The 21,215-nt window shown below is 70.3% G+C and carries 25 protein-coding genes and 1 tRNA gene; 9 read left to right on the plus strand and 17 right to left on the minus strand.

Features of this window, described 5'->3' with window-relative positions; translation table 11 throughout:
* Window positions 1-9 precede the first annotated feature (9 nt).
* The 4 genes from ITJ69_RS12125 to ITJ69_RS12140 all read left to right on the plus strand — a co-directional run bounded on the left by ITJ69_RS12125 (window position 10) and on the right by ITJ69_RS12140 (window position 2,287).
* Window positions 10-702 (plus strand): TetR/AcrR family transcriptional regulator, encoded by a 693-nt coding sequence (locus ITJ69_RS12125; RefSeq protein WP_194672880.1) that lies wholly within the window; start codon window positions 10-12, stop codon window positions 700-702.
* A 45-nt stretch (window positions 703-747) separates the two neighbouring features.
* Complete coding sequence (locus ITJ69_RS12130) at window positions 748-1,356, plus strand: biotin transporter BioY (RefSeq protein ID WP_194672881.1); 609 nt, start codon at window positions 748-750, stop codon at window positions 1,354-1,356.
* 107 nt (window positions 1,357-1,463) lie between these two features.
* A complete protein-coding gene (locus ITJ69_RS12135; RefSeq protein WP_194672882.1) occupies window positions 1,464-1,868 on the plus strand; it encodes a hypothetical protein in 405 nt (134 codons plus the stop codon).
* On the plus strand, window positions 1,868-2,287 hold the full coding sequence (locus ITJ69_RS12140) for a hypothetical protein (RefSeq protein WP_131880936.1): 420 nt from the start codon (window positions 1,868-1,870) through the stop codon (window positions 2,285-2,287). The genes ITJ69_RS12135 and ITJ69_RS12140 overlap by 1 nt, the downstream gene beginning before the upstream one ends.
* A gap of 102 nt (window positions 2,288-2,389) precedes the next feature.
* Here the strand turns inward: ITJ69_RS12140 and ITJ69_RS12145 are convergent.
* A tRNA-Ser gene (locus ITJ69_RS12145) sits at window positions 2,390-2,479 on the minus strand.
* A 143-nt stretch (window positions 2,480-2,622) separates the two neighbouring features.
* Here ITJ69_RS12145 and ITJ69_RS12150 point away from each other — a divergent pair.
* Both ITJ69_RS12150 and radA read left to right on the plus strand, forming a co-directional pair.
* A complete protein-coding gene (locus ITJ69_RS12150; RefSeq protein WP_194672883.1) occupies window positions 2,623-3,588 on the plus strand; it encodes an SGNH/GDSL hydrolase family protein in 966 nt (321 codons plus the stop codon).
* 10 nt (window positions 3,589-3,598) lie between these two features.
* Window positions 3,599-4,960 (plus strand): DNA repair protein RadA, encoded by a 1,362-nt coding sequence (gene radA / locus ITJ69_RS12155; protein WP_185021261.1) that lies wholly within the window; start codon window positions 3,599-3,601, stop codon window positions 4,958-4,960.
* A gap of 4 nt (window positions 4,961-4,964) precedes the next feature.
* Here radA and ITJ69_RS12160 read toward each other — a convergent pair whose 3' ends face one another.
* The gene (locus ITJ69_RS12160; RefSeq protein ID WP_194672884.1) at window positions 4,965-5,348 is read right to left on the minus strand and encodes an SseB family protein; all 384 of its coding nucleotides are present in this window, start codon (window positions 5,346-5,348) and stop codon (window positions 4,965-4,967) included.
* 281 nt (window positions 5,349-5,629) lie between these two features.
* Here ITJ69_RS12160 and ITJ69_RS12165 point away from each other — a divergent pair, with 281 nt between their 5' ends.
* Entirely contained in the window at window positions 5,630-5,839 is a 210-nt protein-coding gene (locus ITJ69_RS12165; protein WP_017887662.1) for a cold-shock protein, read from the plus strand.
* 104 nt (window positions 5,840-5,943) lie between these two features.
* Here the strand turns inward: ITJ69_RS12165 and ITJ69_RS12170 are convergent, their stop codons facing one another.
* Window positions 5,944-6,612, minus strand: coding sequence for a hypothetical protein (locus ITJ69_RS12170; RefSeq protein WP_194672885.1), 669 nt, complete (start codon window positions 6,610-6,612; stop codon window positions 5,944-5,946).
* 64 nt (window positions 6,613-6,676) lie between these two features.
* Complete coding sequence (locus tag ITJ69_RS12175; RefSeq protein WP_173170102.1) at window positions 6,677-7,219, minus strand: amino-acid N-acetyltransferase; 543 nt, start codon at window positions 7,217-7,219, stop codon at window positions 6,677-6,679.
* Between the two features lie 98 nt (window positions 7,220-7,317).
* Between ITJ69_RS12175 and ITJ69_RS12180 the strand changes: the two genes are divergently transcribed.
* Entirely contained in the window at window positions 7,318-7,770 is a 453-nt protein-coding gene (locus ITJ69_RS12180; RefSeq protein ID WP_123294553.1) for an SRPBCC family protein, read from the plus strand.
* A gap of 85 nt (window positions 7,771-7,855) precedes the next feature.
* Here the strand turns inward: ITJ69_RS12180 and ITJ69_RS12185 are convergent, their stop codons facing one another.
* Together ITJ69_RS12185 and ITJ69_RS12190 are read right to left on the minus strand one after the other, a co-directional pair.
* A complete protein-coding gene (locus ITJ69_RS12185; RefSeq protein WP_123294552.1) occupies window positions 7,856-10,375 on the minus strand; it encodes an ATP-dependent Clp protease ATP-binding subunit in 2,520 nt (839 codons plus the stop codon).
* Window positions 10,376-10,597: 222 nt separating this feature from the next.
* The gene (locus tag ITJ69_RS12190; RefSeq protein ID WP_165932413.1) at window positions 10,598-11,074 is read right to left on the minus strand and encodes a Clp protease N-terminal domain-containing protein; all 477 of its coding nucleotides are present in this window, start codon (window positions 11,072-11,074) and stop codon (window positions 10,598-10,600) included.
* Window positions 11,075-11,144: 70 nt separating this feature from the next.
* Here ITJ69_RS12190 and ITJ69_RS12195 point away from each other — a divergent pair, with 70 nt between their 5' ends.
* Window positions 11,145-12,077, plus strand: a complete 933-nt coding sequence (locus ITJ69_RS12195) for an NAD(+)/NADH kinase (protein ID WP_111086944.1) — start codon at window positions 11,145-11,147, stop codon at window positions 12,075-12,077.
* Between the two features lie 149 nt (window positions 12,078-12,226).
* Here ITJ69_RS12195 and ITJ69_RS12200 read toward each other — a convergent pair whose 3' ends face one another.
* The 11 genes from ITJ69_RS12200 to folP all read right to left on the minus strand — a co-directional run bounded on the left by ITJ69_RS12200 (window position 12,227) and on the right by folP (window position 21,215).
* Window positions 12,227-13,285: a sigma-70 family RNA polymerase sigma factor gene (locus ITJ69_RS12200; protein ID WP_194647135.1), complete on the minus strand. Its 1,059-nt coding sequence runs from the start codon at window positions 13,283-13,285 to the stop codon at window positions 12,227-12,229.
* A 378-nt stretch (window positions 13,286-13,663) separates the two neighbouring features.
* Window positions 13,664-13,795, minus strand: a complete 132-nt coding sequence (locus ITJ69_RS20745) for a hypothetical protein (RefSeq protein WP_258373406.1) — start codon at window positions 13,793-13,795, stop codon at window positions 13,664-13,666.
* A gap of 146 nt (window positions 13,796-13,941) precedes the next feature.
* Window positions 13,942-14,145, minus strand: a complete 204-nt coding sequence (locus ITJ69_RS12205) for a hypothetical protein (RefSeq protein WP_131880928.1) — start codon at window positions 14,143-14,145, stop codon at window positions 13,942-13,944.
* A gap of 29 nt (window positions 14,146-14,174) precedes the next feature.
* A complete protein-coding gene (lysS, locus tag ITJ69_RS12210; RefSeq protein WP_131922009.1) occupies window positions 14,175-15,701 on the minus strand; it encodes a lysine--tRNA ligase in 1,527 nt (508 codons plus the stop codon).
* 217 nt (window positions 15,702-15,918) lie between these two features.
* Window positions 15,919-16,611 carry a Rossmann-like and DUF2520 domain-containing protein gene (locus ITJ69_RS12215; RefSeq protein ID WP_165901135.1) on the minus strand — a complete coding sequence of 231 codons (693 nt, stop codon included), beginning with the start codon at window positions 16,609-16,611 and terminating at the stop codon, window positions 15,919-15,921.
* Complete coding sequence (locus ITJ69_RS12220; RefSeq protein ID WP_194672886.1) at window positions 16,608-18,365, minus strand: PH domain-containing protein; 1,758 nt, start codon at window positions 18,363-18,365, stop codon at window positions 16,608-16,610. Before ITJ69_RS12220 ends, ITJ69_RS12215 begins: the two co-directional genes overlap by 4 nt.
* 9 nt (window positions 18,366-18,374) lie before the next feature.
* Complete coding sequence (locus ITJ69_RS12225) at window positions 18,375-18,896, minus strand: PH domain-containing protein (RefSeq protein ID WP_111086938.1); 522 nt, start codon at window positions 18,894-18,896, stop codon at window positions 18,375-18,377.
* 27 nt (window positions 18,897-18,923) lie between these two features.
* Window positions 18,924-19,412: a DUF3180 domain-containing protein gene (locus ITJ69_RS12230; protein ID WP_131880917.1), complete on the minus strand. Its 489-nt coding sequence runs from the start codon at window positions 19,410-19,412 to the stop codon at window positions 18,924-18,926.
* Complete coding sequence (gene folK, locus ITJ69_RS12235) at window positions 19,409-19,966, minus strand: 2-amino-4-hydroxy-6-hydroxymethyldihydropteridine diphosphokinase (protein ID WP_194672887.1); 558 nt, start codon at window positions 19,964-19,966, stop codon at window positions 19,409-19,411. Before folK ends, ITJ69_RS12230 begins: the two co-directional genes overlap by 4 nt.
* Entirely contained in the window at window positions 19,963-20,352 is a 390-nt protein-coding gene (gene folB / locus ITJ69_RS12240) for a dihydroneopterin aldolase (RefSeq protein ID WP_123294543.1), read from the minus strand. The genes folK and folB overlap by 4 nt, the downstream gene beginning before the upstream one ends.
* Entirely contained in the window at window positions 20,349-21,215 is an 867-nt protein-coding gene (gene folP, locus ITJ69_RS12245; RefSeq protein ID WP_185021087.1) for a dihydropteroate synthase, read from the minus strand. The genes folB and folP overlap by 4 nt, the downstream gene beginning before the upstream one ends.

Here is a 21,215-nt window from a genome sequence, read left to right on the forward strand (position 1 = left end):
GATGACTCCATGTCCTCCGACGACCGACCGGCCAGGCCCGGTCGCCCGAGGGCCGTCCCGAACGCCGACTCGGCGCTCAGTCCCCGCGACCAGATCCTCGACGCCGCCGCCGCACTGTTCGTCGAGAACGGCATCAGCGCCACCTCGACCCGAGCCATCGCGGAGCGGGTCGGCATCCGCCAGGCCTCGCTGTACTACCACTTCGCCGGCAAGGACGACATGCTCGTCGAGCTCCTGACGACCTCGGTCCGGCCGAGCCTCGAGCTCGTCCGCGAGCTCGAACAGCGTGTCCCGGCGTCCGCCACCGCCGCCGGTGCCCTGGCCGCGCTCGTCCTGATCGACGTGGAGACCCTCGCCCACACCCCGCACAACATCGGCACGCTGTACCTGCTGCCCGAGGTGCAGGGCGAGCGCTACGACGGGTTCCGCGCCGAGCGGATCGAGCTGCGAGACGCCTACGGGCGCCTCGGGTCGCTCGCCGCCGACTCCGACGTCACCGTCGCGATCTCGCCGGCACGGCTCGGTGGGATCCTCATCCAGCTCGCCGAGACCGTCATCCAGCTCCGCCGCGTCGGCGGTGTCGAGGAGGCCGACCGCGACGCCATCGTCGCGACCTGCCTGCGGGCGTGCGGGCTCGACACCACTGCCGTGGCGGATGCCCGCCGCGAGGCCGAGTCACTGCTCGCCGCTGTCACCGTCTGACCAGCTCTTCCGTTCGTCTCCGTCGCCCCATCTGGAGGTTCTGCCATGACCGCGCTCTCCCCCGCCGCACACCGTCCACTCGCCGATGCGCTGCTCCCCCGCACCGCGGTCGTGAGCACGGCGCTCGTCCTCGGCGGCGCGCTGCTCACCGCCGGCGCCGCACAGGTGTCCGTCCCGCTCTGGCCCGTCCCGATCACCGGGCAGACGCTCGCCGTCCTGCTGGTCGGCAGCGCCCTCGGTGCTCGCCGGGGTGCCCTGTCGATGCTCGTCTACGCGCTGCTCGGAGTCGTCGGGCTGCCGGTCTTCGCGGGTGGCTCGGCCGGGGTCGGCGTGCTCGTCAGTCCCTCCGGCGGGTACATCGTCGGGTTCATCGCCGCCGCTGCCCTGGTCGGGTGGATCGCCGAACGCTTCGGCGACCGTCCGCTGCGGAACTCGGTGCTGTCCTTCGCGCTCGGCACCGTCGTGACCTTCGCGGTCGGCATGGTCTGGCTCGCGGTGTCGCTCGGGCTCGACCTGCAGCAGACGCTCGAGTTCGGGCTGTACCCGTTCGTCCTCGGCGGTGCGGTGAAGGCGCTGCTCGGTGCCGGTGCCATCTCGCTCGGGTGGACGGCGGCGGTTCGGCGACGCGTGGCTGCGCGGGACGCAGGCCGCTGAGGCGCATTCGGCGGGCCATCGTGTTAGGTTGTGCACAACATGATTGCGCACAGCCGATGATCCGGTCCGCCGGCACGCTCCTCGCCCTGCACGGAGCAGGCACGTCGATGACGCGACCCCTGCCGGTCCGGGCGCACCGGATGCGCGAGCGCGGTTTCGTCCCCGGCCTCCCGCACGCCGTGCTGGTGCCCCTGCTGGAGATCGCCGCCGGCACAGCCCTCGCACGAAGCCAACGACGGTCGACGACAGCGGTCGCTGCCGCTGCCGCAGCGACCGCACTCGGAGCAGTGCGCACCGGCATCGACCTCGAGGACCGCACCGTCACCGCGGGAACCGTCGCCGCCGCAGCACTGGCCGTCTCCGGCGCGACGGCGGTGGCCCGCGCGCATCGCGTCGGCCTCCTCGCGGCGACCGGTGCAGTGACCGTGTTCGAGCTCACCCGCCGGCGTCGCATCCGCAGCGTCGGTCGACGCACCGCTCCACCCTCCCCTGTGAAAGGCACGTGCCCCTGATGACCTCCCGCCGCCGCACTTCCCGCTCGACCAAGCCCCGCACCGTCGTCCGCATCCTGCTGGGTGCGGCCATGTCCTGGGCGGGCATCAGCCACCTCACGGTCGCACGCCAGGAGTTCCGGGCCCAGGTGCCGGAGTTCGTCCCCCTGGACCCGGACGTCACGGTCCTGGCATCGGGCATCGCCGAGATCTCCCTCGGTGCCGCCCTGATGCTGCTGGTCCGCCGGCAGGCCACCGTCGGGTGGGTCGCAGCGGTGTTCTTCACCGCGATCTTCCCCGGCAACATCGCGCAGTGGATGCACCACCGTGACGGCTTCGGCCTGGACACCGACACCAAGCGGTTCGTCCGGCTCCTGTTCCAGCCCGTGCTGATCGCCGTCGCGCTCTGGGCGACGAACGCACTCCGCAAGCGGCGCTGAACCCGGCTGCAGAGCGCCCCGGTCGCTCACGTCCTCGAGGGCGATCGGTGCTGCATCTGGAAATGCAGAAAACCCCCGCGTGAACGGGGGTTTTCTGAGAAGTGGCGGTACCGGTGGGATTTGAACCCACGGTGGAGTTGCCCCCACACATGTTTTCGAGACATGATCCTTCGGCCGCTCGGACACGGTACCGGGAAAGAGTTTACACGATCCGGGAGGCCCGTCACGCCACCCGACGTCGGCTCGCCCTCCACAGGCGGTCACCCTCAGGGCTCTTCCCACACCCACAGGCCGCCCACGTCGTCGACTCGGCCTGCGGGCGTACCGTCCACGGCATGAAGACCCGCACGCTCATCGCACTCCTGACGTCCGTCCTCGGTGGGGCCGGCGTCCTCGGGGCAGCCGCCGTCGGGGCCCGGGCCGGCGTCAAGGGCCAACGGGCGGCTGCGCAACGGGTGGTCGACATGCTGCCGATCCACGCCGACTGGTGGCACGAGCGACAGCAGCACGAGGGGCAGCTCCTGTACGTGGCGATCGGCGACTCGGCGGCGCAGGGCGTCGGCGCGACGGTGCCGTCGCGCGGGTACGTGGGCCTGTTGGCGCGACGGATCCGGCACCGTTCCCACGAGTCGGTGCGGGTCGTGAACCTGAGCGTCTCGGGCTCGACGACCTGGGGTGCCAAGCGCGACCAGTTGCCGAAGCTCCGGCAGTACACACCCGACATCTGCACGGTGTCGATCGGGGCGAACGACATCGCGGACTTCGACCCGGACAAGTTCGAGCGGAACATCCGGGCGATCTACGGCGCGGTGCCGTCGCACGCCGTGGTGGCCGAGCTGCCGTGCATGTTCGTGCCGGATCGTGAGCGCAAGGTGGCGGTGGCGAACGAGATCGTGCACCGTGTGGCCGCCGAGTTCGGGCTGACCGTGGCGCCGCTGCACACGATCACGAAGCGGGTCGGGGTGCGCCGCACGTTCTTCAACAGCTACGGCGACCTGTTCCACCCGAACGACCGGGGGTACGAGGTCTGGGCGAGCGCGTTCGAGCCGGCGGTCGACGCCCGGGTCGACACGGTCGCGACGATCCGGCACTACCTCTCGGCGCGTGAGGCGGAGAACCTCGGGCGTGAGGCCGGGGCCGTCGCGAACGCTCGTGCCGAGCAGGACACCGACGGCGCCGAGGCACTCGACCACGCCAACCGGCCGAGTCCCGTCGAACGGATCCGCAACCGGATGACGGGGTCGATCGCCCTGCCCGACGAGCCGGCGCACCGCTCCGGCGATGTCGGCGGCACGGCCTAGCCTCGACGACATGGCGCGCCCGCAGTCCCTCTACCGATGCACCGAGTGCGGCTGGACCAGTGTCAAGTGGGTCGGCCGGTGCGGCGAATGCCAGACCTGGGGCACGGTCGAGGACTCCTCGGCGGTCTCGGCCAGCACACGTGGCACCGCGGCCGTCGCCGTCACGGGTGCCCGAGCGGCACGGCCCATCACCGAAGCCCGCGGCACGACGGTGCAGCGCTGGCAGACCGGCATCGGCGAGTTCGACCGCGTGCTCGGCGGCGGGGTCGTCCCCGGCGCTGCGGTGCTGCTGTCCGGCGAACCCGGTGTCGGCAAGTCCACCCTCCTGCTCGAGGTCGCTTCGCGCGCGGCGGCGTCCGGCAAGCGCGTCCTCTACGTCAGCGCGGAAGAGTCCGTCGACCAGGTCCGGCTCCGCGCCGAGCGCACCGGGGCGATGCACGACGACCTCTACCTGGCGAGCGAGGTCGACCTCGGCGTCATCATCGGCCAGATCGACCAGGTCAAGCCGGACCTGCTCATCGCCGACTCCGTGCAGACCATCTCGTCGAGCTCGATCGACGGCATCGCAGGTGGGACGTCGCAGGTGCGCGAGGTCGCCTCGACCCTGATCCGGATCGCGAAGGACCGCGCCCTCCCCGTCCTTATCGTCGGCCACGTCACCAAGGACGGCACGATCGCCGGGCCACGCCTGCTCGAGCACCTGGTCGACGTCGTCTGCCACTTCGAGGGCGACCGGCAGACCGCACTCCGCTTCGTCCGTGCGCTGAAGAACCGCTTCGGCCCCACGGACGAGGTCGGGTGCTTCGACATGGGTGGCGACGGCATCCACGAGGTCCCGGACCCCAGCGGCCTCTTCATGTCGAAGAACGCGACCCCGGTGTCCGGCACGTGCGTGACCGTCGCGCTCGAGGGGCGCCGGGCACTCCCGGTCGAGGTCCAGGCGCTCATCGTCCCGAGCTCGGCACCGCAGCCCCGCCGGGTCGTGAACGGCGTCGATGCCTCACGCGTGGCGATGCTGCTCGCGGTGCTCGAACGCCGAGCCGGCCTCAAGCTCTCCGATGCGGACGTCTACGTCTCGACGGTGGGCGGTATGAAGCTGACCGAACCCGGCGCCGACCTGGCGATCGCCCTGGCACTGGCGAGCGCGGCGCGGGACCGCCCGTACCCGCACACCCTCGCGGCCGTGGGCGAGATCAGCCTGGCGGGCGAGATCCGTCCGGCCACCGGGACCAAGCAGCGGGTGAACGAGGCGAGCCGACTCGGCTTCACGACGGTCCTCGGCGCCGACTCCGGGCATCTGCGCGAAGCACTCCGAGTGGCGTTCTCCATGACGCAGTCCGCCCGCGAGCGCGAACTCGACCGCGCGTTCTGATCGCCTAAGCGCGCAATGCGGCCAACAGGTCCTCGGGCGTCGCCTGCATGGTGTTCGGCCCGGCGATGTCGAAGAACACGCCCTCGAGCATGTCGAGGTGGGCGCCCAGGAACTCTTCGAGCCGCGGCCCGTCGTAGACCATGACCTGCCGGATCTTCTCGTCCGGCACCATCGCCGTGTAGGCGTCAGCCGACGAGAACAGCAGCAGGATGCGCTTGTCGGAGCCTTCGCGCCCGAACACCCGCACCTGCATGTCCTTCTTGCCGGTCACGAGCCGGGGGACGATCACGATGTCGTTGCGCAGCGCGAACGCCACCGCAGCGACGTCCTGCTTCGCGAGGGCTTCCTCGAGCTGTTCGCTCCGGAAGCGCTGTTCCTTGTCTGCCATCTGATCAATTCCACCAGATTTTCGTCGTTCAGTGACGCACGGGTAGCCAGTCGGCCCTGAGCACGCTAGCCTGATGGAACCGCTTCGGCGGCGCTCAACGTTCGGGCGAGGTGGTTTGCCCCTCAACTCGGACTACCAGGGTCACTGGCCATCAGGCCTGACCCCGAACCCGTCCCGCCGGCACCTGCCCGCGTGGCGCATCACCCCCGTCGACGTACGTCGGGGCTCCGCAGGTGCGATCGCACCATGGCGGAACGCAAGAAAGCTAAGGAAACGCCATCATGGCATCTACCGGTACCGTCAAGTGGTTCAACAACGAAAAGGGCTTCGGCTTCATCGCCCCGGACGACGGAAGCGCTGACGTCTTCGCGCACTTCTCCGCGATCGCCGGCAACGGCTACAAGTCGCTGGAGGAGAACCAGAAGGTGGAGTTCGACATCACCGAGGGCCGCAAGGGCCCGCAGGCGGAGAACATCACCGTCCTCGGCTGATCACATCAGCTTCGAACGGCCCCGTCGTCCTCTGGACGGCGGGGTCGTTTGCTGTCCCCAGAGTCGCCCGCGCCCTGGGACCGCCAGCCCACGCGACGCCCGGGCTACTGCAGGATGAACTGCACCGAGGCCTTCGACTTCAGGTTCCCGACCGCGACCTGCAGGTGGTAGCTGGCCCCGTCGGCCGAGACCGCCGGGCGGGACGCATCGCACGTCGTGGTGGACGACCGGGTCCGGTCCCAGGCGATCGCCGGCGTGGTCAGGGTCTGCCCGGCCTTGATCGTCACGTCCTGGTTCGTGCCGCCGGTCTGGCAGTCCTTCGACGACCAGTACTGCTCCTCGCCCGAGCTGATCGTCAGCACCTGCTGCGCTGACCCGAGGTCGAGGTGGCACGAGTTCGTGCCGGTGTTCTTGATCGACATGGCGATCTTCGGGTCCTCGGTGGGGCCGTACGCCTCCTTGTCGAGCACGGGCGTGAGGACGACCTGGTCCTTGCTGCACGTCGACCCGTCGGCAGCGCCCGACCCAGACGCCGACGCAGATGCCGACGCCGAACGGGACGGGGCAGCGGACGAAGCACCACCGGCCGAAGCCGGGGCCGAAGCGGACGGCGAGGACGTGGGCGCTGCCGTCGGGGTCGACGCGCTCCCTCGTCCGACGACGATGAGCACGACCACCACGATGATGATCACGAGCGCGCCGAGCACAGCTGCACGACGGCGCCAGTACACGACCGGCTTCTCGGGCCCGACGGGGTGACGCAACGACGACATGCGCACAGGGTAGACAACCGCGGGTGCCCGGTGCGGGACCCCCGCCGGGTGCCGCGCGAAAGCGTCAGAGGATCTTCAGCATGCGGGTGTTGCCGAGGGTGTTCGGTTTGACCCGGGCGAGGTCGAGGAACTCCGCGACCCCTTCGTCCGACGACCGCACCAGCTCGGCGTAGACCGCCGGTTCGACGACCTGCTCGCCGATCTCCAGGTAGCCGTGCTTCGCGAAGAAGTCGACCTCGAACGTCAGGCAGAAGATCCGCGCGACGCCGAGTTCACGGCCGTCGTGTTCGAGCGCCTCGAGCATCCGGTGTCCGACGCGCTTGTGGATCCAGTCGGCGTCGAGGGCGAGCGTGCGCACCTCGGCGATGTCGTCCCAGAAGACGGCGAGGGCACCACAGCCGATCGGGACGCCGTCGGGACCCTCGGCGATCCGGAACTGCTGGATCGAGCCGTACAGCGCGACGTTCTCCTTGCCGAGCAGGATGCGCCGATCGACGTAGGGGGCGATGAGCCGCTGGATGTGCGGGACGTCCGAGGCGAGTGCCGGACGCACCAGGATCCCGTGCTCGTCACGTTCGTGGAACGCGTGCTTCCCGTGCTCTGTCATCCCGACAACCATAGCCGCGCGTGGACGAGCGGCAGCCGACCGCTCCGGGGGACATCCCGCTGTACTGCGCCCAGGCACGGCCGCCTACCGTCCACACCATGCCTCAGATCATCGAAACCGTCGACGTCAACGTCCCCGTCTCCGCAGCGTACGGTCAGTGGACCCGCTTCGAGGAGTTCCCGCACTTCCTCGACGAGGTCGAGAAGATCGTCCAGGTCGACGACAAGACCACCGACTGGACCGTGAAGGTCGCCGGCCAGGAGCGCGAGTTCCGCGCCGTCATCACCGAGCAGCACCCCGACGAGCGTGTCGCCTGGACCGTCAAGGACGGCGAGACCGACCACGCCGGCGTCGTCACCTTCCACAAGCTCTCCGACGACGAGACGCGCGTGACCGCGCAGATCGACTGGGAGCCGTCCGGCTTCCTCGAGAAGCTCGGCGCTGCGGTCGGCGTCGGTGGCCACGCCATCAAGAAGGACCTGCAGAACTACAAGGAGCGCGTCGAGTCGGCTCCGACCGATACGGGCTGGCGCGGCGACGTGCAGGCGTGATCACGGCCTGACACGTCCGCACACGGACAGACGGGAGGCCCGGTGCCAGCTGGCACCGGGCCTCCCGTCTGTCTGGTGTCGGGTCCTAGGACTCGATCTCACCCTGGGGCGCGTCGGTCGCGGTCTCGACCGCGGCTGCGCCGGCGAGGACCTCTTCGCGGCCCGGCTGACGCCCGGTCTCGAAGTGGAACGCACCGTCGACGAAGTCGACCTTGACGTGGTCACCGGCGGTGAGCTCACCCTGCAGGATGTGCTCGGACAGCTGGTCCTCGACCTCGTGCTGCATCGCGCGACGCAGCGGGCGTGCACCGAGGGACGGGTCGAACCCGACCTTGATGAGCTGCTCCTTGGCGGGGAGGGTGAGCTCCACCGTCATGTCGCGGTCGAGCAGACGGTCCGCCAGACGCTTCACGAACAGGTCCACGATCTGCAGCAGCTCGGGCTGCGACAGCTGCGGGAACACGATCGTGTCGTCGACGCGGTTGAGGAACTCCGGCTTGAAGTGCTTCTTGAGCTCTTCGTTGACCTTGCCGCGCATGCGGTCGTAGCCGACGGCCGAGTCACCCTCGACCTGGAAGCCCACCGGGCCACCGGCGATGCCCTGCGAACCGAGGTTCGTGGTCATGATGATGACGGTGTTCTTGAAGTCGACCACGCGGCCCTGGCCGTCGGTGAGACGGCCTTCCTCGAGCACCTGCAGCAGCGAGTTGAAGATGTCCGGGTGGGCCTTCTCGATCTCGTCGAACAGGACCACGGAGAACGGCTTGCGGCGCACCTTCTCGGTGAGCTGGCCGCCCTCTTCGAAGCCGACGAACCCGGGAGGGGCACCGAACAGACGCGAAACGGTGTGCTTCTCACCGAACTCCGACATGTCGAGGGAGATCAGTGCGCCCTCGTCGTCGAACAGGAACTCGGCGAGCGCCTTGGCGAGCTCGGTCTTGCCGACGCCCGTGGGCCCGGCGAAGATGAACGAGCCCGAGGGGCGGTTCGGGTCCTTCAGACCGGCACGGGTCCGGCGGATGGTCTTGGACAGGGCCGAGATGGCTTCTTCCTGACCGATGACCCGCTGGTGCAGTGCCTTCTCCATGAAGACGAGACGCGAGGTCTCCTCTTCGGTGAGCTTGAACACCGGGATGCCCGTGGCCTGCGCCAGGACCTCGGCGATGATGCCCTCGTCGACGGTGCCGGACGCGGCGACGTCACCGGCACGCCACTGCTTCTCGAGGCGGAGTCGCTCGCCCAGGAGCTTCTTCTCCTCGTCACGCAGGCTGGCTGCCTTCTCGAAGTCCTGCTCCTCGATGGCGGCTTCCTTCGACCCACGGACCGTCGAGATCTTCTCGTCGAACTCGCGGAGCTCCGGGGGCGCCGACAGGATCGAGAGGCGCAGGCGTGCGCCGGCCTCGTCGATCAGGTCGATGGCCTTGTCCGGCAGGAAGCGGTCCTGCACGTAGCGGTCCGCCAGGTTGGCGGCCGAGACGATCGCACCGTCGGTGATGGACACCTTGTGGAACGCCTCGTACTTGTCGCGCAGGCCCTTGAGGATGTTGATCGTGTGCGGCAGCGACGGCTCGTTGACCTGCACCGACTGGAAGCGACGCTCGAGTGCGGCGTCCTTCTCGAAGTGCTTGCGGTACTCGTCGAGCGTGGTGGCACCGATGGTCTGGAGCTCACCGCGGGCGAGGAGGGGCTTGAGGATCGAGGCGGCGTCGATCGCACCTTCGGCAGCACCGGCACCGACGAGCGTGTGGATCTCGTCGATGAAGACGATGATGTCGCCGCGGGTGCGGATCTCCTTCGTGACCTTCTTCAGGCGCTCCTCGAAGTCACCGCGGTAGCGGGACCCGGCGATGAGCGATCCGAGGTCGAGCGAGTAGAGCTGCTTGTCCTTCAGCGTCTCGGGCACGTCGCCCTTGACGATCGCCTGGGCGAGGCCCTCGACGACGGCGGTCTTGCCGACGCCGGGCTCACCGATCAGGACGGGGTTGTTCTTGGAGCGGCGGGAGAGGATCTGCATGACCCGCTCCATCTCCTTCTCGCGCCCGATGACGGGGTCGAGCTTGCCGTCGCGCGCGGCCTGGGTGAGGTTGCGACCGAACTGGTCGAGGACCTGCGAACCCTGCTGCGCGTTCTGCTGCTGCTCGCCGCCGACGGCGACCGCTTCCTTGCCCTGGTAGCCGGACAGGAGCTGGATGACCTGCTGGCGGACCCGGTTGAGGTCGGCGCCGAGCTTCACGAGCACCTGGGCTGCGACGCCCTCGCCCTCGCGGATCAGGCCGAGCAGGATGTGCTCGGTACCGATGTAGTTGTGGCCGAGCTGCAGCGCTTCGCGCAGGGACAGCTCGAGCACCTTCTTGGCACGCGGCGTGAACGGGATGTGCCCGGTCGGCTGCTGCTGACCCTGGCCGATGATGTCCTGGACCTGCTCGCGGACGGCGTCGAGCGAGATGCCGAGCGACTCCAGCGCCTTGGCAGCAACGCCCTCGCCCTCGTGGATCAGGCCGAGGAGGATGTGCTCGGTGCCGATGTAGTTGTGGTTGAGCATCTTCGCTTCTTCTTGAGCGAGGACGACAACACGACGGGCTCGGTCGGTGAATCTCTCGAACATGTGCTCTCCCTTGGCCCTTTCTGACGGAGCCGACAGCTGGTCCGGTCTCGTCTGAGTCCGGTCACGTACTCCGAGAGTAACCAGCGCTCCCCGTGCGGGCTGCCCCTGTTCGCCGTGGGCGTGACCTCACTGCGCGATGTGCGCAGTGAGCGAACGGAACAGACGACGGGAGGCCCGTGGCGGCGTCCGCCACGGGCCTCCCGATCGCTCCTGGGTCGCGTGTCAGGCGCGGCGCGCTGCCCGGCGCAGGGCACGCCGGAAGCGGCGCGGCTCGACGCCCAGGGCGTCGAGGACGTCGTGCGCCGACCCCATGAAGGGGTCGTCGACGCCGTCGAGGACGGCCAGCACGACGTGGACCGGGCGGACACGTTCGGCTGGACCAGCGAGGACGGCTGCTCGTGCGAGGACCCGGGCGGCCGCCGGTGTGCAGGCGACCCGATCGTGCTCGTCGGGGCACGCCGCCCGCGCACCGACGAAGACGCTGATCTCGGAGCGGACGGCTTCGGGGCTGACCCCGTGCGCCTCGAGGACCGGGCGGAACCGGGGCATCCCGTTGCAGAGCGTGACGGCGGCGAGCAGGAGGTGCTCCGCGTCGACGAAGCCGAAGCCCGTCTCGTGGGACTCGAGGTCGGCGAGCAGCACGATCTCGCGACCCTGCCGGACGGTGGGGAGGGCGACGGACAGCTGAGCGATCTGCATGTATTCAGAATATCGCATGCGGTGGCAATTGAACAGCCCTCGGTTCAGCGCGGCTCGGTACCATCCGGTCATGGATCAGCCCGTCGTCGGCCTCGTCGTCCACCCGACCAAGAACGTGCAGGAGTCCGTCACGACCCTGCAGCGATGGAACGCGTCCGGCCGGGGCGAGCTCGTCGCCCGCCGAGCCGACGCACAGCGGATCGGCGGGGGCATCACCGCCGTGGAGGACGACGACTTCACCGCACGCGTCGACCTCGTCGTGGCCCTCGGCGGCGACGGCACCATGCTCGGCGCGATGCGACTCGTGGCGAAGCGCCCGGTCCCGGTGCTCGGCGTGAACTACGGCAACGTCGGGTTCCTGGTGGAGATCGAACCGCCCGAACTCGAGGCAGCGCTCGACCGGCTGTCGGCCGGCGAGTACCAGCTCGAGCCGCACCACGCGCTCGAGGCCCGGCTGTCCTGGAGCGGCGCACGCACCGACTACCTGGCGTTCAACGACCTGACGATCGTGCGGCGCCCCGGTTCCGGTCAGGTGTCGGCGGACCTCAGTGTCGGCGGGCTCGGCTACGGCTACTACCGCGCCGACGCCATCGTCGCCGCGACCCCGGCCGGCTCCACCGCGTACAACTACGCCGCGGGTGGCCCGGTGCTCTCCCCCGCACTCTCCGGGTCCGTCGTCACCCCGGTCGCCCCGATGGCGGGCATCGACCGCGCCGTGGTGCTCGCCGCCCGCGAGCGCTACCGGTTCGACATCGCGGAGGGCACCAGGAGCGCCGCACTCGAGGTCGACGGACTCGTCGTCGGCGAGGTCGCCACCGGAGCGCAGATCGACGTCCGCCTCCGCAAGGACGCCGGCAGCGTCGTGCGACTCGACGCCGAGCGGCACGGACGCACCGGTCGGGTGAAGCTGAGCCTGCTCGACCTGCCGGTACGACCCGACCAGCTCATCGAGCTGATCCCGAGCGACCTGCGGCAGAAGCTCGGACGCGAACTCGACCAGTAGCGGTCCGGGCAGGTGCCTACGCCCACGAACGTGAATGGCCCGCTCGAGCGGTGCTCGAGCGGGCCTTCCCATCACCCCACCGGATCGTCTTCCCACAGACCGACCCGGGTTCCCCTGCCGACGCGAGCGCCGGCCGAAGCCTGCTGACCTCAGTCGGTCAGGTACAGCTGCATGTCCTGCGAGACCGCCTTGGCGAACAGACGCAGCTTGGCGCGCGACTCCACCCGGCTGACGGCCTGGCGGGTCGTGTGCACGATCTTCGAGATCTCGTCGAGCGTCATCGGCTTGTCGTCGTCGAGGCCGTAGCGCATGCGGATCACGTTGGCTTCCTCGCTCGGCAGCTCGGCGACGATCGAACGGATGTCGCGGTGCAGGAGCGTGGTCTCGGTGAGCTCGTTCGGGGACGCAGCGTCCTCGTCCTCGATGAAGTCACCGAGCTCGCTGTCGTCCGAGTCGCCGACCACGGTGTGGATCGAGACCGGCTCGTGCGAGCGACCCTTGAGGTCGACGAGCTCTTCCACCGTCATGCTCAGCTCGGCGGCGACCTCGTCGGGCATCGGCGCGCGGCCGAGGTCGACGGTCAGGTCGCGCTCGGTGCGGGAGATCTTGTTGATCAGCTCGACGGTGTGGACCGGGATGCGGATCGTGCGGGCCTTGTCGGCGAGACCACGCGAGATCGCCTGGCGGATCCACCAGGTGGCGTAGGTCGAGAACTTGTAGCCCTGCGTGAAGTCGAACTTCTCGACCGCACGGACCAGGCCGAGGTTGCCCTCCTGGATGACGTCCATGAACGGCAGGCCGCGCTGCGAGTAGCGCTTCGCGATGCTGACGACCAGGCGGAGGTTCGAGGTGATCATGCGCTCCTTGGCGCGCTCACCGTCGCGGACGAGCCAGCGGAGTTCACGCTGCAGGGTCTTCGCGAGGCCCTTCTCGGTCGCGAGCTTCTCTTCCGCGAACAGGCCGACCTCGATGCGACGGGCGATCTGCGCTTCTTCCTCGGCGGTGAGGAGCGAGAGGCGACCGATGTGGCGCAGGTAGTCGCCGACCTGGTCAACGGAGGCACCGCGGACGCCGGCGAGCTGCTCGTCGGCCTCGACCTCGGTGTCGAGGGAGGTCGTCGTGGACTCGGCGGTCTGGGTCTTCGATGCCGCTGCCTTCTTCGTGGTGGCGCGGCGGGTGGTGCTCGGTGCAGCCGGTGCGATCGTCATGGTGTTGCTCCCTGCGTTCGGCGGTGATGGCTTCGTGCGGTGGTGCTGGGGGTGTTGCTTCTGGGTGCTGCTTGGGGTGTTCACGAGTAAAGCGGTCCAGAGGTGTACCCCACAAACCGATCGGAATGATTCTCAGGCATCTCCGTGCTTCGTCATCGAAACCGTCCCCCGTGGGGTACAGCGATGCTGCCAGTGTGGTCCCCCGAACTGCCGCGGATCAAGGGTATGACGTGATGTTTCCGGCGTTGCAGGAGTGTTTCTCACGCGTTTCCGAACCTGTACCCCGCACCGCCGCGCCTTCCGGACATGCAAAAGGGGTACGTCCGGCCGGATCGATGCGATCCGGTGGTCGTACCCCGAAAACCGAGTGGGTGGGGGTCACCAGGAGGGTTCGAGCCACCCGTCCCGGCGCTTGGACGCCTCGAGGTCGGCGTCTCGGTCGAACTCGTCGTACTCGCTCTCGATGTCACCGACGAGGCTGCGACCCGTGAAGGGGTGTGTGGTTGCCATGCGGACGATGGTCACCCCGGCGCGCGACGGCGAGGTGAACGGCGCGTGACCGGTCGAGGGCGCACAGCCGTCCAGGGGGCACCGACGTCGAAGGCCGCCGACCACGATGGGGCGACGGCCTTCGGACAGGACTGGGTCGGGCGGCGCTACTCGGCCGAGGCCGGTGCCGGCGCGGGGACGCCGTGCTCCCGCTCGAACCGGACACGCTCCTCGGCCTCGACCTTGGCGTACGCGGCACGCTCGGTGCGGTCGGCCCGCATGATGGCGCGCATCACGAACCAGAAGATGAGGCCGACGACGATGGTCGGCGTCAGGGCGAAGATGATCCCGGTCACGACTCCATGCGGCACCGGAGCATCGTACCCCGGGGAACCGGGACTTACTTCACCAACGGGAACAGGATCGTCTCGCGGATGCCGAGGCCGGTGATCGCCATGAGCAGGCGGTCGACGCCCATGCCCATGCCACCCGACGGCGGCATCGCGTGCTCGAGGGCCCGCAGGAACTCCTCGTCGACGCGCATCGCCTCGGGGTCGCCGCCGGCTGCGAGCTTCGCCTGCTCGACGAAGCGCTCCCGCTGCACCACCGGGTCGACGAGCTCGGAGTACGCCGTCGCGAGCTCGAAGCCGCGGACGTACAGGTCCCACTTCTCGACGATGCCCGGTCGGGTGCGGTGCTCGCGGGTGAGCGGCGAGGTGTCGACCGGGAAGTTCATCACGAACGTCGGGCGGTCGAGCGAGTCGATGACGAAGTGCTCCCAGAGCTCTTCGACGTACTTGCCGTGCGTGGCGTGCGCGACCTCGACGCCCTCGGCAGCGGCGAGCTCCTGCAGCTCGGACAGCGGGGTCTCCGGGGTGATCTCGCGACCGGCTGCCTCGGACAGCGAGCCGTACATGTCGATGCGCGGCCACTCACCGCCGAGGTCGTACGTGCTGCCGTCGGGCAGGGTGACCTCGAGCGAGCCACCGGTCACGGCCCGCGCAGCGCGCTGCACGAGCTCCTGCGTCAGGTCGGCCATCTGCTCGTAGTTGCCGTACGCCTGGTACGCCTCGACCATCGCGAACTCGGGCGAGTGCGACGAGTCGGCACCCTCGTTGCGGAAGTTCCGGTTGATCTCGAACACCCGGTCGATGCCACCCACGACCGCGCGCTTCAGGAAGAGCTCGGGCGCGATGCGCAGGAAGAGCTCGGTGTCGAAGGCGTTCGAGTGGGTCACGAACGGACGAGCCGAGGCGCCACCGTGCTGGGTCTGCAGCATCGGCGTCTCGACCTCGAGGTACTCGTGCTCGGTGAAGGTCTGGCGGAGCGAGGACATCACGGCGGCGCGGGCGCGGACGGTGGCGCGTGCTTCGTCGCGGACGATGAGGTCGAGGTAGCGCTGGCGGACCCGCGTCTCCTCGTTCAGCTCGTTGTGCAGGTTCGGCAGCGGCAGGATCGCCTTCGCCGCGATCGCCCACTCGTCGACCATGATCGACAGCTCACCGCGGCGCGAGGAGATCACACGGCCGTGCACGAAGACGTGGTCGCCGAGGTCGACGAACTCCTTCCAGCGCGCGAGGGACTCGTCACCGACCTCGGCCAGGGACACCATCGCCTGGATGCGGGACCCGTCGCCGGACTGCAGCGACGCGAAGCAGAGCTTGCCGGTGTTGCGCGAGAACACGATGCGGCCGGCGACACCGACGACGTCCTGCGTCTCCTCGCCGGTCTCGAGGTGCGCGTACTGGTCGCGGACCGCCGGGATCGTCGTCGTGATCGGGAGCTCGGCGGGGTACGCCTCGATGCCCGATTCGAGGAGCTTCGCCCGCTTGTCGAGCCGGACCTGTCGCTGCTCGCTGGTCTCCTGCTCGGCCAGTGCGGCGGCGTCGGCGATCGCGGTGTCGGTGGTGGCGGTCTCGTCGGTCATGCGGGTGCGGCTCCGATGGTCGTGGGGGTCGGGGGAAATGCTACCCGCGCCGCGCGCCCGCCCCCGAACCGTGCCCGGACGGGTCCCCTCGACTGGTCGCGACTCCCCGCCGGCGCGGCGCCGACCGGTCACGTTCCGTCGGCCGGAGCGCCGCGGGCCGACGGCTCGTGACCACTCGGCGGAACTGAGCGGGGCGTCGTGACCGACCGCCATGCCCCTACAGCGTGGACTGCCCGTCGGCGGCCGTCAGTGCGTTGTCGACGGCGGAGCGGACGAGCGCACCGAGCACCCGGCCGGGGTGGTCGACGCCGATGCCGGAGAGCGTGCCCGCCGACTGGTCCACGATCGCCGTCGAGAAGCTCACGGCGGCGCGGACGGCGTCGGCGTAGGCGGGCCGGTCCCCCTCGGCGATGACGAACGGCTCCGCGCCCATCTCGACCACCAGGGCCTGCGCGATGGGCAGCACGGGCGACGGGGCGGTGACCGCGCAGTAGGCGTCACGGAGCCGCGACAGGTCGACGCTGGTGCCGGTGAACGCCATCGCGGGGTGGATGGCGAGCGGGATCGCGCCGGCCGCCATCGCGGGAGCGAGGATGCCGACGCCGTGGTCCGGGCTGGTGTGCACGACGAGCTGTCCGGGCTGCCAGATGCCGGCGTCCGCCAGGCCCTGCACGAGTGAGGCCAGCTGGTCGTCCGGCACGGCGAGCAGCACGAGTTCGCTCCGCTCGACCAGGTCCGGCGTCGCGAGCACGGGAGCGCCGGGCAGCATCGCCTCGGCGCGGTCACGGCTCTCGGCGGACACGGCGGTCACGCCGACGACCGCGTGCTCCGCGTTCGCGAGTGCGGCGCCGAGCACGGGTCCGACCCGTCCGGCACCGACGACGCCGACGCCGAGGCGCCCGGCCCTCATCGGACGGCCCCGGTGGGCGGCACGTCGCTCCACCCCGGTCCGGGAGGCACGGTGCCGGGCCGGTGGTCGCCGTCGGGTCCGGCAGGGGCTCCGGTCCCGGGCCACGGCACGTCCGCAGCGTGCCTGGCGGACGCGGGACGGGCCTCCCGTTCGCGCCACCGGTGGGACGTGTCGACCGCAGCGGCCTCGACGGCGCGCTGGGTCGTCTCGGACCACAGACGCTGCGCGTCCCGTGCGTCGAGCGCACCGACGCGGGCCGAGACCGGCCCGGCGACGGTGTGCACGTGGACGGCGGCGAGCCGCAGGGCACGCTCGAGCGGACCCTGTTCGACCTTGACGCTCTGCACCCGGGGCAGCGGCACGATGACGAGTGACCGCCAGACGGCGCCGAGCCGGAGCAGCACCGCACCCTGCACGAACCGGTACCCGTTGCGTCGGAACGCGAACGGCCGGAGCCAGGCGCCGCGGCGCGGGGAATGCACGAAGCCGCCCTCGTCGCCGCTCGTGGTGAGGCTGTCGTCGACGACGCTGACGGCCTCGGCGGAGCCTTCCCGCAGCGCCTCTTGCGAGGCCTCGGGGCCCGCGACGGCAGTGCCGACCAGGCCGGGCAGGATGATGTCGAGGACCTCGCGGACGTCGGCCGCGGTGCCGACGGGCAGCACGATGGCGGAGGCCTGCTGGTTGCTCGACGCCCCGTTGCCCGCGTTCGTCGCACGGTTGATCCGGACGTCCCACCAACCGAACGGGCGCCAGAGCAGCGGCTGCGCGACGCTGACGGCGTGGATGCGGCCGGGGGGCAGTGTCTCGTTCGAGGTCGAGACGAGCCCGAACCCGATCCGGATGCCGTCGCGGGTCTCGGCGATCGTGTACTGCAGCGACCGCGAGAACTTGCGGACGTAGTAGCTGCCCGCACCGATCACGGCGGGGAACAGGCCGAACAGGATCCCGTACTCGCCGGTGAGCGCGACGCTGACGATCATCGCCGCCACGGCCAGCAGGATGAAGACGGTGGTGCCGGAGAGCAGCATCGACGCGATCAGCCGACCGGGCTTCACCTTGACGATCCGGGTGGCCTGCACCGCGGCAGCGTCGAGTTCGGGCGAGAACATCTCGTCGACGCGGTCCTGCAGCACACCGTTCGACGCGCGCGCCGGACCACTGCCACGGTCGTCGTCCTTCGCACCCGAGGCGAGCACGAGGATGCGCAGCCGCAGGTCGTCGGCGGCCTTCACCCCGAGGTACGCGAGCTGCACGTTGGCGTCGTTGCCGGCCTGGGCGATCTCGAGCTTCGCCGTGCCGAACACCCGCGGGATGAGCGGACGCGAGATGTTGATGCCCTGGATCCGGTCGAGCCGGGCCTTGCGGTGGTTCCGGAACAGCACGCCGGAGCGGACCTCGACGATCTCGCCGGTGACCCGGAACTCGTGCATCCGCCAGGACAGGTAGAAGAGCCCGATCAGCACGAGCAGGAACACCGCGACGCCGAGCAGCACCCAGCCGACGACGCCGTGCTCGTAGACGTAGCGGACGGGGTCGCCGTCCTGCTGCTCGCCGCCGGGGATGAAGAACTCGACGAGCTGGTCGCGCAGGCTGTTCAGCACGTAGCCGAGGATGACGATCAGGAAGATCCCGCCCTTGAGCAGCGGGGTCAGCGGGTGCAGGCGGTGCCACTCGCCGTCGGTCAGGGGCGCGGCGGCAGCGGCGTTCCCGCGCGTGGGCGGGGCGGGCGGCGGCGGGCCGGGTCGGAAGGTCACCGCGACCCCCTACAGCCCGGCGCGGCGGGACTCGGCGAGCTCGACGAGCCGGTCGCGCAGTTCGTCGGCGTCGGTTGCGGGGATGCCGGGGATGCGGACGTTCGTGGCGGCCGCGGCGGTCACGAACTTCAGCTCGCTCATGCCGAGCGCCCGGTCGAGCGGACCGCGCGCCACGTCGACGAGCTGCATGCGCCCGTACGGCACCGCCGTGAAGCGCTGCCACATCAGGCCGCGGCGGACCACCAGGTCGTCGTCGCGCAGGGCGTAGCCGATCGCACGGACCCGGCGGGGCGTCAGCGCCGCGGTGACGAGCGTGATGACGAGCACCACGATGCCGATGAGCAGCCAGACCGTGCCGGCGCCCGAGCCGAAGCCGTCGTTCACGATCCCGATCAGGACCAGGCCGGCGGTCACCACGAGGCCGATCACCAGGGTCGTGATGAGTTCGGTCCACACGAGCTTCGCGGACACCCTGGTCCAGTCGATGCCGGTCAGGCCGAGGCCCGGCTCGTCGAGTCGTTCACGCGCCATCGCGGGCCTCCAGTGGGTGTGCTCGGGTCAGTTCGCCGTCGTGCCGTTCCGGGGGTCGCCCGGCTCGTCGTCGTCGCTCGGAGGAGCGATGCACATGCGCTCTGCCACGAGTGCGCAGACCGTCAGCACGATCCCGCCCCCGACGGCGACCACGTTCGGCAGGGTCGAGCCTAGCGAAGGCGTCACCGAGCGGGTCAGGAGGTACACGACCAGGCCGATCGCGAAGCCGCCGAACAGGACGCCGCAGATGCTCGAGGCCTTCGCCAGCACCACCACTCGCGTGGCGTAGAGCGGGTCGACCGGCCGCTGCCGGCCCGCGCCCTCGCGGGCGTGCCGGCGGACAGGACGCGCCATGAGCACGACGGCGACGCCGATGAAGGCGAGCGTGATGCCGAGCGGCACGGCGAGCAGCAGCGTCGGCGACTGTCGCGACGCGAGCACCGCATCGAACGCGAACCCCGCCACCGCGGTCACGACGGCGATGCTGAACAGGGTGGAGAGACGGGTCGGCTTCACGGCAGGGTCACGTTCCCTTCGGTGGTGGCCCGGGAGGCGCGGGGCACGTCCGCGAACAGGCGCGGCTCGTCGACGCGCTCGGTGTCGTCCCCCACGGCGGCGAGCAGGTCGGCCACCGGTCCGGCGCCGGGCAGGACGGCCGCGGGGTCGGCGTCGAGCCACGGTGCGAGCACGAACGCCCGCTCGGCGGCACGGGGGTGCGGGACGGTGAGCGTGGCGGTGTCGATGTGCAGGTCGTCGACGGCGACGACGTCGAGGTCGAGGGTCCGGTCGCCCCAACGGACGTCGCGGGTGCGGCCGTGCTCGTCCTCGATGCCGTGCAGTGCGTCGAGGAACGCCTGCGGCTCGAGGTCGGTGTCGACGACCACGACGGCGTTGCGGTACCGCGGCTTGGTGTCGTCGCGGCCGTCCAGGGTCACGGCGACCGACTCGACCTCGTGGCTCGACGCCACCGGGTGGACCCCGGGCAGCGCAGCGACCGCGCGGGCAGCGGCGCGGAGGGTGCTCCCCCGGTCGCCGAGGTTGGCGCCGAGCGCGACGACGACGCGGCTCACTCTTCTTCCTCGTCCGGCACGGTCGCCCCGCGGGCACGGCGGATGGTGATCGAGACGTCCGTGAACGGCACGGTGATGGGTGCCTGCGGCTTGTGCACGGTGACCTCGGTCGCCAGGGCCGCACGGTGGGTGAGCACCGCGGCCGCGATGCGCTCCGCGAGGGTCTCGATCAGGTCCACCGGGTCGCGTTCGATCTCGGCGACGACCTGCTCGGCGAGCACGCCGTAGTGCACGGTGGCGTCGAGGTCGTCGCTGCCCGAGGCCGCGCGGGCGTCGAGCTCCACGGCGACGTCGACGACGAAGTCCTGACCGTCGGCTCGTTCGTGGTCGAAGACCCCGTGGTGGCCGCGGGCGCGGACCCCGACGAGGCGGATGGTGTCGTTCACGAGCGAGCTGCCCTCCAGGCGTCCCAGACGTCGAGCACGGCACGGGTCGGTGCCGGGTCGTGCACGCGCACCCCCCACGCGCCGCGTTCGGCGGCGAGCAGGCTGATGGCGGCGGTGGCGAGGTCGCGGTCCTTCGGCGGGGCGCCCTCGGGGCTGCCCACTCCGTCCAGGAACCGCTTGCGTGATGCGGCGACGAGCACCGGCAGGCCGATCGAGGCGAACCGCTCGTAGCCGGCCAGGATCTCCCAGTTCTGCACGCCCTGCTTGGCGAAGCCGAGGCCCGGGTCGATCACGACCTGCTCCTGGCGCACCCCGAGGACGATGAGCTCGGCGACCCGCATCTCGACCTCGCGACGGACCTCGTCGACGGCGTGCACGTACTCGGCGTTGCGGTACATCCGGTCGCTGTGGCCACGCCAGTGCATGACCACGAACCCGGCCCCGGTCGACGCGACCACGCGGGCCATGTCCGGGTCCGCCAGGCCGCCGGACACGTCGTTGACGATCGCGGCGCCGAGTTCGACGGCCCGTTCGGCGGTCGAGGCGTTCATCGTGTCGACGCTCACCGGGATGCCCTCGGCGACGAGCTGCCGGACGACCGGCAGGACGCGCTCCTGCTCGACCGGCACCGGCACGCGCTCCGAGCCCGGCCGCGTCGACTCCCCACCGACGTCGATGATGTCGGCGCCCGCGGCGACGAGGTCACGCGCGTGCTGCACGGCGGCGTCGTAGGCCTGGTGCAGCCCGCCGTCGCTGAACGAGTCGGGCGTCACGTTGAGGATGCCCAACACCCGCGTGCGGTCCGGTGTCGGACCGCCGCGGGTGTCGAGCCGACGAGCACGTCTCGTCGGCAGGTCGGTCAT

The organism is Curtobacterium sp. VKM Ac-2887 (assembly GCF_015350935.1).
In the GTDB taxonomy this organism is placed as follows: Bacteria; Actinomycetota; Actinomycetes; order Actinomycetales; family Microbacteriaceae; genus Curtobacterium.